Source organism: Xanthomonas sp. D-99 (assembly GCF_017746145.1).
Classification (GTDB): Bacteria; Pseudomonadota; Gammaproteobacteria; order Xanthomonadales; family Xanthomonadaceae; genus Xanthomonas; species Xanthomonas cissicola.
In genome coordinates, this window is sequence record NZ_JAGHWU010000050.1 from 18,157 (window position 1) to 28,192 (window position 10,036).

Here is a 10,036-nt window from a genome sequence, read left to right on the forward strand (position 1 = left end):
CTGCGCAACCGGCTCACTCTTCGAGTGCGGCGCGGCGCTCGTTTTCCGAATGCTTGCTGATGCCATGCGTGGTCTTCTCCCAATAGAACGGATTGTGGATCAGCTGCCAGAGACCCTTGTAGGCGGCGATCGACTGCAACGCCCAGTAGAACGGCACCGTCAGTGCGTACGGCGCCAGCTTGAAGTAGTCGCGTTTGAACGCTGCAACCAGCGTGATGTAGATGAAGAACGCATTGGCCAGCAGCAGATTGACCAGCGAGACCGCCGCCAGCCACGGCGGGAAGAAGCGCTCGAACATCGAGGTGCCGGTCAGCGCCCACGCCGCGTACAACGCCCACAGCACCGGCACGCCCAATGCGGTGAAAAAACCGCCGCCGATGAAGAACTGAAACCCCCAAAATCCCTTGAAGCCGGTACTGCGATACAGATGCACCGGGTCGCGCATATGCACCAGCCAGGTCTGCATATAGCCCTTGAGCCAGCGCGAACGCTGCCGGATCCAGTTGGGAATGCTGACGTTGGCTTCTTCGAAGGTGGTGGAATTGACCACGTTGACGCGATACCCGTTCTGGATCAGCCGCACGCCCAGATCGGCGTCTTCGGTAACGTTGTACGGGTCCCACGCGCGCACCTGGCGCAACACGTCCAGACGGAAGTGATTGGAGGTACCGCCCAACGGAATCGGAATACGCAGGTATTCCAGCGCCGGCAGGTAGAAGTCGAACCAGAGCGTGTACTCCAGCGTGAACATCCGGGTCAGCCAGTTTTCGTCGGCGTTGTAGTAGTTCAACCGCGCCTGGATGCACACCACATCCTTCTCAGCCTTGCGGAATGCCGCAACCACGCGCTTGAGCTGGTCCGGCTCGGGCTTGTCTTCGGCATCGTAGATGGTGAGCAGCTCGCCACGCGCAAAATGCAATGCGTAGTTGCAGGCCTTGGGCTTGGTCTTGGGCTGCGACGGCGGCACCCGGATGATTTCGAAGAACGCTTCCAGGCCGAGTTTCTTGGCCGCTTCGATGGTGTCCAGGTCGTCCGCTTCCAGCACCAGCTTTACGTCCAGCTTGCTGATCGGGTAATCGAGCTTGCGCAGCGCGTTGGCCAGAATCGGCAGGACTTCCGGCTCCTTGTACATCGGCACCAGCACGGTATAGACCGGCAGCTCGTCATCGCGCAGCGCGGCCACTTCGTCTTCGGTGACCTTGATGTCGATGCGATGGCGCGAGCCGAACCACACCAGCAGCAACTTCAACCCGAAGGTGGCCAGAAAGCCCAGCGCCACCAGCACGTTGACGGCGATCAAGGCCGGCACCGGGAACAGCACCAACGTCACCAGCATCACCGCCGCCAGCGCCCACAATGCGAACTTCTGCCCGCGCGTGATGACCTGGCGTGCCGAATACGTCGGCGCATGCGCTGCAAGCAGATTCAGCGCGTTGTCGGTGAGCTGCTCGTCGGCGTAGCGCTGCAGGCTCCAGATGATGTCGAACTTGGCGGTACCGACAAAGCGCACGTCTTCGCCATAATGGGCGCGTGCCCAGGCGAACAGGGCCGGGTCCGGATCGGCCACCGCCAGCACCAGCACACCGTCCTCGCGCCGCCACGGCAACACCAGGCGTTGCGCGTAGCTATCCAGATCGCCGGGGGTGAGCAGCGCAGGATCCGGCGGTTGCTGCACCAGATCGATGAATTGCAGCCCGAAGTGCGCGGCAACGATGGCGTAGAACCGCTGCGCCGGCACGCCGCGCTGGGCCAGGATCACATCGCCGAGGCGCGAATTCCAGCGTTGCTGCAAGGCCAGCGCCGAGCGCAGCTGTTCGTCGGTGATGACGCCTGCCGACACCAGCGCACGACCCAGCAGGCCGCGTTCGCGGCCGATGTCCGGCGCTCGTCCCAGCGCGTCCGTTTCGCAGGTCACCGTCATGTGCGGCCCCTTAGAAACGCCACCAGGCGGCCACGAATGGCCCGCCCGCGGCACCGGTGTTGCGGCCCATGACCGGCTGCTGATACCCCACCTGCCACTGACTGCCACCCGGCGCCGTATACAGCGTGGACAACTGCAACTTGGTGAGATCGTAGTTGGTGCCGGTGGCGACGAAGCCCACGCCGCCACCGCTACCGGCAACATCGACGTTGCCACGCCCGTTGCCCAACCCCTGGATCACGTTGAGTTCGCCCAATAGCAGCCAACTCGGGGTCAGACTCAGACCTGTGGACGCGTCCACCCGCAGTTCGTCCGACGCCGCGCTTCCGCGCAGGCGGACCGCCCCCCCAAGATCGACGTAGCCGTTGCGGCCGCCCAGCGTGTAACCGCGCCCCCGGCTGTAGCGCAGCTCGAGGCCATAGTCGCCAAGACCAAGCGCAGGGTCGGAATTGGCGGAAGGATTGTTCGGGTGGTAGGTCTTGCTGCGCCCATATGCAGGGACGCTCACCAAGGCCTGGACGGCACTGCGCCAGACATCGTTCTGCGCGCTCGGCAGCGCATAGCGCAAGCCAATTTCCTGATCGGCAAAACCGGTCGTCGTGGTTTGCTGACGGCCATTGACGGCATCGTGGTTGCTGAAACCCACGTCGCTGAAATAGAAGTTGCCGATGAAGCTGAGCTTTTCGGTCAGACCATGCTCGACGTAGACGTTGAGCTGGTCCTGACGGCTGCGGCCATTGCCGTCGAATTGCTGGCCGTCGCCAAAGGTGGTGCGGTGGTGGCTGTCGTCGAACCACCCGCGACCATCGCTATGCAGCGCCTTGACGATCACCAGGGTGTCGCCCTGCGCCTGGGTCCACGCGCCGGCCAACGCGGCGCCCGGCGCCGCGGCCAGCACACAGCCCAGTGCAAGCGCCGATGCCAGGACCGACAGCGCACGCGGTTGCGTTGGATTTGGATGAGAAAGCGGGGCAACCGAACTGGACTGCAGCGAGGTAGCGCACGACCGACGTACCCGCCATTGCGGGTCGTTCTGTAAAGACATTGCACGATTCCTGATGGGGGACCCGGAAGGGACAGGAAGCTAGGGTTGATCACACTTCGGAGCGAAACGTATCACAGTTGCAGCCGGCGACCCTCACCGATTTACCACAAATTTAACGCGGTCGAGCTCACTTGTTTTGCAACAAACGCGGCACCTGTGCGGCTGCGTGAATCCAGATTGCAAGCCACACTCCGAACCGCGTCAGCAGCCCGCGCCGATCAGCCTCGAATTTACGAAAATAGCGCCACAATCCACGATGTTTGTGCCATTCCACGAAGAACGGCCGCGCGCGGCTGGAAACCCCGCGTACGTGTAGCACCTGCAGATCATTGGCTACCGCCACCAGCGCACCCGCCTGGCGGGCGCGCCGACACAGATCCAGGTCTTCAGCATGCAGACGGTAACTGCCGTCCCAGCCGTCCAGCCGGTCGAACAGGCTGCGCTGCATCAGCATCAATGCCCCGGAGATCGCATCCACCGGTTGCAAGGCCCGTGACGGATCGGCCGGCACCGCCAGATTGGCGGCGGCGCGCGGCGCGCGCAGCATCGCGGCAAAGTCCGGGTCGCGGCGGCGCACAGCCGCATCCGGGCGCCCCTGCTCATCCACCTGCTCCACCCCCAGCAGCACCGCCGGATGCCCCGCTGCGCGGTGGTACAGCTGCAGCAAGGTATCGCGCGCGACCATCAGGTCCGGGTTGATGAAGACCAGCCAGGGCGCCTGCGAATCGCGCGCACCCTGGTTGCAGGCAGTCGCAAAACCAGGGTTATCGGGATTGGCGATGAAATGCAGCCGCGCATCGGCCAAGGCATGACGCTGCACCACTTCCAGGGTGTCGTCGCTGGAAGCGTTGTCGACCACCCGGATCTCGCTGATGCCCTCGGCCGCGCGCAATCGCGACAGGCACGCATCGATGGTGCTGCTGCTTTCATAGGTGACGACGACGGCGGCGATCTGGACGGGAGTCATCCGGCCATTATCCGGTGCCGGAGCGGCGCAGCGCCATCTTGGGTTCGCAATGCACGCTGCGCGACAGGCGCTGCCGCGACTGCATTGCGTCGAGGGCCGGACGCGGGTTGACGTGCGCCACGCTCTCGCTTGCAAGCGGTGCCTGGCGCAAACGCGCGTTGCAGCATGGCGACCCATCGCCGCAAGGCGCATACTGCGCGCCCGGAGCCGCACGCGGTTTCCGTTGCCACACTTTTGTGCGACCGGCAAACCGACTGCGCAGCCAGGCAAGCGCGGGCAGCACTCGATGCATGTACCAGGCGTACATCCGCATCAGAGCGCGTCGCCCGTACGCACCTGACCGCCAGCCGTCTTGCAGGTTGCTTTTGGTGCACTCCCACACCTGATTGTTGAGATGACGGTTAGCGACCTTGCGGTTTCGCGCTGCCTCTTCATTGCCTGCATCGCCGCGACCTGATGGCCGACGCGATGCGGCAACGGCCCGGCAGCGCCGTTCTTGTCCTCGACGGCGCGCGCGCCGCGCCCTCCGCCGTACTCCTGACCACTTGGTCTATACCAATCACCCGCGCAGCACGGTTGCTGCGCCTGTCGGGCGTCGGCCCATGAACGTCCCGCACCAGGTGCATGGCATGAGCCTGGAACTGGCACTGCCGGACTGGCCAGTACTGACCACCGATGAAATCCATCGCGTGCTGCAGCGGTTTGCGGCGGTGGGCCACCTCACTGCGGTGCGCTGGCATAGCGCGCGCCCGTTCTCTGCAGCGGCATGCGTGGACACGGCAAGTGGCCCGGTCATCGTCAAACGCCACCACCGCAGTGTGCGCAGCGTGGCCGCGCTACGCGAGGAACACAGCTTCATGGCCCATCTGCGCTGGGCCGGCGCGCCGGTGGTGGAGGTACTGCACGACGCGCAGGGCCGCACTGCGCTGGCGCACGCCGATTGGGTGTACGAAGTGCAGCGGGTCGGCGCGGGACGCGACCTCTACCGCGATGCGTTGTCGTGGACACCGTTCACCGACGTTGCGCATGCGCGGGCGGCCGGCGCTGCGTTGGCGCAACTGCATCGCGCGGCCCAGGGCTTCGATGCGCCGGCACGCTCCACCAGCATGCTGGTCGCCAATCTGCGATTGTTTGCGCAGGCAGACCCGGTGCAGGCGTTGCACGATGCCTTGCCAACACGACCGCACCTGGCAGCAGCCCTGCAGGACCGCCCCTGGCAACACGATCTGGCCACCCACCTGCTGCCCTGGCATGCGCAGGCATGGCCGCTGCTGTCCGCGCCGGGCGCGTTACCGCCGCTGTGGACCCATGGCGACTGGCATGCGTCCAACCTGCTGTGGGACACCAACGACGGAGCTACCCGCGTCAGCGCCATCTTCGATTTCGGATTGAGCGATTGCAGCAGCGCGCTGTTCGATCTGGCCACCGCGATCGAACGCAACCTCATCCCCTGGTTGCGGCTGGACACCGGCGCACGCGCACAGGCCGAGCTCGACCAGCTCGACGCGCTGCTGGAGGGCTACGCGCAGCATCGCCCACTGGACGCAAACCACTTGCGCCGCCTGGCCGCACTGCTGCCGATCGTGCATGCCGACTTCGCCTTGAGCGAAATGGAATATTTCGCCGGCATCACGCGTTCGCCCGCCAACGTCGATATCGCCTATCACCGCTATCTGCTCGGCCACGCGGACTGGTTCGCCAGCGCCGATGGTCGGCACCTGCTCCAACACCTGCACGCACGTGCGCGCCGGCTGCCCTGAGCACCTTCCCTTCTCTGTCGAGTCTTGCCCAATGTCCGTTGCCTTCCCCCTGCTCTCCCGCTGCCCGCTTGCGCTTGCACTGGCGTTTTGCTGCGCCCCTGCACTGGCGCAGCAGCAACCCGGCGCCGATGCAGTGGAACTGGACGCGGTCAACGTGCGTGGCGAACGTGTGGAGACCAGGACGGCATTGAGCGGATTTGGCGCCACCCGGCTGCTGGACGCGCCCGCCTCGATCGCGGTCATCGATCGTGCGCAATTGCTCGATCGTCAGGCGCGCGTACTCAGTGAGGTATTGCGCGCCGATGCCTCCGCCGGCGATGCGTACGCGCCGATCGGCTATTACGAAAACTTCGTGGTGCGCGGCTATTCGCTCAATGCCGCCAACAGCTACCGCATCAACGGCATGAGTGCGGTGGGCGAACAATCGATCGCACTGGAAAACAAACAGCAGGTGCAATTGCTCAAAGGCCTGGCCGGGCTGCAATCGGGCGTCAACGAACCGGCCGGGCTGATCGACTACCGCACCAAGCGGCCCGAGCACGTGCGCAGCGTCACCCTGGGCACCGACGAACAGGGCTCGCGCTATGTCGCCGCCGATCTGGGCGACTGGTTCGGTGCCGAACGCACGCTGGGGTTACGCGTCAACGCCGCACGCGAAGACATCGGCAGCTATGTCGATCATGCCGACGGCTACCGCAATTTCCTGTCGCTGGCCGGCGACTGGAAGATCACCCCGCAGGCGCTGCTGCAGCTGGACGTGGAATATCAGCACCGACAACAGCGCTCGGTGCCAGGCTATCAACTGCTGGGCGGCACGCAGGTACCGCGCGATATCGATGTGCACCGCCTGCTCGGCTACCAGCCGTGGGCGCGGCCGGTGGAAATGGATTCGCTCAACGCGCAGCTGCGTTACGCCTACCAGTTCAACGACGACTGGCGCGCCACCGCCGAAGCATCGCGCAGTCGTTCGAAGATCAACGATTTCTCCGCATTCGCCTGGGGCTGTTATGGCGCGGCAAGCTGCGCCGACATCGCCACCCCGAACTTCTTCAGCGCGCAGGGCGAGTACGACATCTACGATTACCGCAGCCCCGACGACACCCGCGTGCACGATCAGCTGCGTGCCACGCTCGAAGGCCATGTCGCGACCGGCGCGCTGGAGCATCACCTGAGCATCGGCGGCGAATGGCTGCGCCGCACCATCGACCGTTTTGGTTCGGTCAACGAATTCGTCGGCAGCGGCAGCATCGATCGCGACCCGGACGTCTTCGCGCAGACGGATGTTGCGCTGGATCCCAAGCAGCGCCGTCTGGACAGCCGCCAGCGTGCGCTGGTCATGGCCGACCGGATCGGCCTGGGTGCGCAGTGGGAACTGTCGCTTGGCGCGCGCTACGTGCAACTGGACGAACGCAGCTTCGATCGCGACGGCCGGCTGGAACGACGCACGCGCAAAGACACGGTGCTGCCGCAGGCAGCGCTGTTGTTCAAGCCGCAGCAGAACATGTTGCTGTATGCCAGCTACGCCAAGAGCCTGGCGGCAGACGGCACGGCGCCTTGGTTTGCCGATAACGCCGACGATATCCTGCCGCCCACCAATGCGTACCAGCTGGAAACCGGCGCCAAGATCGACCTGCGGGGCCTGCGCCTGGGCGCGGCCCTGTTCGACATCCGCCAGGCTTACCAGTTCACCCAACCGCAGGCCGATGGCGGTCTGCTCTATGTGCAGCAGGGTCGCCTGCATAACCGTGGCCTGGAGCTGTCTGCCGACGGTGCAGCGACCCGGCAGCTGCATCTGTTCGCCAGCGTCGCGGCACTCCGCGCGCGTGCGGAGGACACCGACATTGCCGAGTACGAAGGCCATCAGGCGATCAACGTGCCCAAGCTGCGCGCCAGCGTGCAGGCCGATTACAGCGTGCCAGGTATCGATGGTCTGGCACTGCTGGGCGGCGTGCAATACAGCGGGCGCAAGTTTGCCGACCGTCTCGGCAACGCCAGCGTGCCGGCCTACACCGTAGCCAACCTCGGTGCCCGCTACGCCACGGCGCTGGGCGGGCTGGCGACCACCTGGCGCTTGAACGTGGACAACGTGTTCGACAAGCGCTATTGGCGCGATTCCGGCGAATATCAGGGCGATGCGTATCTGTTCCCCGGCGCACCACGCACTGCACGGCTGACGGTGCAGGTGGATTTCTAACCTGCACTGTCGGCACACATTGCACGCCCTGCCGTGCATGCACAGCAATGACGCCGAATGCGCTATTGGGCAGCGTCCAACGCCCACTCGGCAGCGCTGCGGGATTGCCTGCGGCCCGTGCTCGGGGACGACGATGTGTCGTGTCCTACGTCTGAACTGTATGCCCCTCCACCCTTACGCGTCTTACCCCGCGCCACGTTGATCCGCAACGCACCAGGTACCGCATGTCGCTGCTCGAATCCATCGCCGTTGTGATCAACCTGCTGGGCGTGTGGCTCACCGCGCGGCGCATTCGCTGGTGCTGGCCGGTGGGCATCGTGGCGGTGGCGTTGTATGCGTGGCTGTTCTACCAGTGGAAGCTGTACTCGGACATGCTGCTGCAAGGGATCTATGTGCTGACCCAGCTCTACGGATGGTGGCACTGGCAAGCCGGAACCGCAGCAGACACACGGATACGCCCGCTGCCGATGCCGTCCGCCGAACGCTGGCTTTCGCTGGGCATCGGCGCGGCGTTCGCTGCGGCGCTCGGCGCCTACATGCATTACCGCACCGATGCGGTGCTGCCGTGGCTGGACGCGGCGCTGGCCAGTTTCAGCCTGGTGGCCAGCGTGTGGGCAGCACGCAAGCGCATCGCCAACTGGGTATTGTGGATCGTGCTCGACTGCGTCTACGTCGGCGTCTTCATCAGCAAGGGGCTGTACCCCACTGCCGTGCTCTACGCAGGCTTCGTGGCGCTTGCGGTGTACGGCTGGTACAGCTGGAAAACCCAACAGAACCAGAACCTGGCTGTCGCGCGCTAAGCCGGTCGCGGTTTGCGCGCGCGTTCTTCTTTACCATCGCAACATGCATGCCTTCCACCTCATTAGCTTGCTCACGCCCTGGGTCTTCCGTCTGCGGTTGGCCGCATGAGCGTGTCGCGCCAACACACCATCACCGAAGCGATCTCCGCACAAATCTCAGCCGGCGAATGGGGACCGGATCAACGCCTGCCGGTGGAACGCGCGTTGGCCGAGCGATTCGCCTGCACCCGCATCACGCTGCGCGAAGCGCTGCAGCAGCTTGAAGCCGAAGGCCGCATCTATCGCGAAAACCGCCGCGGCTGGTTCGTCAGCGCGCCGCGCGTGCGCTACGACCCCACCAGCATCGCCGGTTTCATGCAATACGTGGCGGCGCAGGGACGCAAGCCGCGCACCGAATTATTGAGCGCCACCCGGCAGGTTGCAGGCGCGGCTTACGCCGCGGCGTTGCGACTGGACAGCCCGTACGACGAGGTGTTCGTCCTGCAACGTCGGCGCTGGATCGACCGCCGCGCCGTGCTGCTGGAAACCAATGTGGTGCTCGCGGCCTGGGCGCCGGGCCTGCTCGAACACGATCTGGCCGGGTCGCTGTCGAGCGTGTTCAACCAGCGGCTGGGCCTGTTTCTGAGCCGCGCGCAGCTGTCGATGCATCCGGCCGGATTGGACGCGACACAGGCGATGCTGCTGCAGTCCACGCCCGGCACGCCATGTTTTCGGCTGCAGCGGGTCAGCTTTGCCGAAGACGGCCGCGCGGTGGAGCTGGATATCGAATCCTGGCGCCACGACGCATTGGATGTGGTGGTACGGACCGAGGCGCCGACGCGGTCTGCTTTTTAGGACTGGGAATCGGGAATCGGGAATCGGGAATCGTTGAAGAGCGTGCTGCATTGCTGCGTTGGTGATGTGTGCGGCTTTGCTGCCGCCTCGGTGTGATCGACAGCAGATTCGACGCTGCTTGATAGGCCGGATGACGTGTTCGGCCAGAACGCATCGGTTACGTACTGGCAGGCCTCGACGTGGCACGACTGCCCATTGCGCGGTGGTTCCGCCCTTCCCTCGATGGCAGACATCACGACCTCGATCCGGTAACGCGACACCTGCGATCGCGAGAGGAGCGAGAGCGGCAGCGGAGTGGAACCTGCAATCGCCAGGTGGGCATGATCGGATGACAAACGCCGTGGTGCATGCGTGATCCATGTAGATTCCGGACGATCACCGCGCCTGGCGGTGGGCAGATCGTTTCGGCGGCGACGTTAGGGAAGGTCTGAACAACGAGACCTGACAGGGCGGAAGGTGGCGTCGTTCCGAAGAGTGGCTTTTGGAACTTCGGAATTTCGCCATTTCTGGCGCTT

At 64.8% G+C, this 10,036-nt stretch carries 7 protein-coding genes; 4 read left to right on the forward strand and 3 right to left on the reverse strand.

What is annotated here, in order from left to right; genetic code table 11:
- Positions 1-13 precede the first annotated feature (13 nt).
- The 3 genes from J7360_RS16330 to J7360_RS16340 all read right to left on the reverse strand — a co-directional run bounded on the left by J7360_RS16330 (position 14) and on the right by J7360_RS16340 (position 3,933).
- Positions 14-1,921 (reverse strand): glycosyltransferase family 2 protein, encoded by a 1,908-nt coding sequence (locus J7360_RS16330; RefSeq protein WP_209034263.1) that lies wholly within the window; start codon positions 1,919-1,921, stop codon positions 14-16.
- A 10-nt stretch (positions 1,922-1,931) separates the two neighbouring features.
- A complete protein-coding gene (locus J7360_RS16335; RefSeq protein WP_057663816.1) occupies positions 1,932-2,966 on the reverse strand; it encodes a hypothetical protein in 1,035 nt (344 codons plus the stop codon).
- 127 nt (positions 2,967-3,093) lie between these two features.
- Positions 3,094-3,933 carry a glycosyltransferase family 2 protein gene (locus tag J7360_RS16340; protein WP_057663819.1) on the reverse strand — a complete coding sequence of 280 codons (840 nt, stop codon included), beginning with the start codon at positions 3,931-3,933 and terminating at the stop codon, positions 3,094-3,096.
- 602 nt (positions 3,934-4,535) lie between these two features.
- Here J7360_RS16340 and J7360_RS16345 point away from each other — a divergent pair.
- From J7360_RS16345 to J7360_RS16360, 4 genes are all read left to right on the forward strand, one after another.
- Positions 4,536-5,693: a phosphotransferase gene (locus tag J7360_RS16345; protein WP_057663825.1), complete on the forward strand. Its 1,158-nt coding sequence runs from the start codon at positions 4,536-4,538 to the stop codon at positions 5,691-5,693.
- 31 nt (positions 5,694-5,724) lie between these two features.
- On the forward strand, positions 5,725-7,887 hold the full coding sequence (locus J7360_RS16350) for a TonB-dependent receptor (protein WP_209034265.1): 2,163 nt from the start codon (positions 5,725-5,727) through the stop codon (positions 7,885-7,887).
- Positions 7,888-8,111: 224 nt separating this feature from the next.
- Positions 8,112-8,687: a nicotinamide riboside transporter PnuC gene (gene pnuC, locus J7360_RS16355; RefSeq protein ID WP_007972724.1), complete on the forward strand. Its 576-nt coding sequence runs from the start codon at positions 8,112-8,114 to the stop codon at positions 8,685-8,687.
- Between the two features lie 105 nt (positions 8,688-8,792).
- A complete protein-coding gene (locus tag J7360_RS16360) occupies positions 8,793-9,521 on the forward strand; it encodes a UTRA domain-containing protein (RefSeq protein WP_057663833.1) in 729 nt (242 codons plus the stop codon).
- Positions 9,522-10,036 lie beyond the last annotated feature (515 nt).

What these genes read in the sequence shown, in the direction of transcription:
- J7360_RS16335 (WP_057663816.1), bottom strand. Translation starts at nt 2,966, where the DNA reads ATGTCTTTACAGAACGACCCGCAATGGCGGGTACGTCGGTCGTGCGCT.
- J7360_RS16340 (WP_057663819.1), bottom strand. Translation starts at nt 3,933, where the DNA reads ATGACTCCCGTCCAGATCGCCGCCGTCGTCGTCACCTATGAAAGCAGC.
- J7360_RS16330 (WP_209034263.1), bottom strand. Translation starts at nt 1,921, where the DNA reads ATGACGGTGACCTGCGAAACGGACGCGCTGGGACGAGCGCCGGACATC.
- pnuC (WP_007972724.1), top strand. Translation starts at nt 8,112, where the DNA reads ATGTCGCTGCTCGAATCCATCGCCGTTGTGATCAACCTGCTGGGCGTG.
- J7360_RS16350 (WP_209034265.1), top strand. Translation starts at nt 5,725, where the DNA reads ATGTCCGTTGCCTTCCCCCTGCTCTCCCGCTGCCCGCTTGCGCTTGCA.
- J7360_RS16360 (WP_057663833.1), top strand. Translation starts at nt 8,793, where the DNA reads ATGAGCGTGTCGCGCCAACACACCATCACCGAAGCGATCTCCGCACAA.
- J7360_RS16345 (WP_057663825.1), top strand. Translation starts at nt 4,536, where the DNA reads ATGAACGTCCCGCACCAGGTGCATGGCATGAGCCTGGAACTGGCACTG.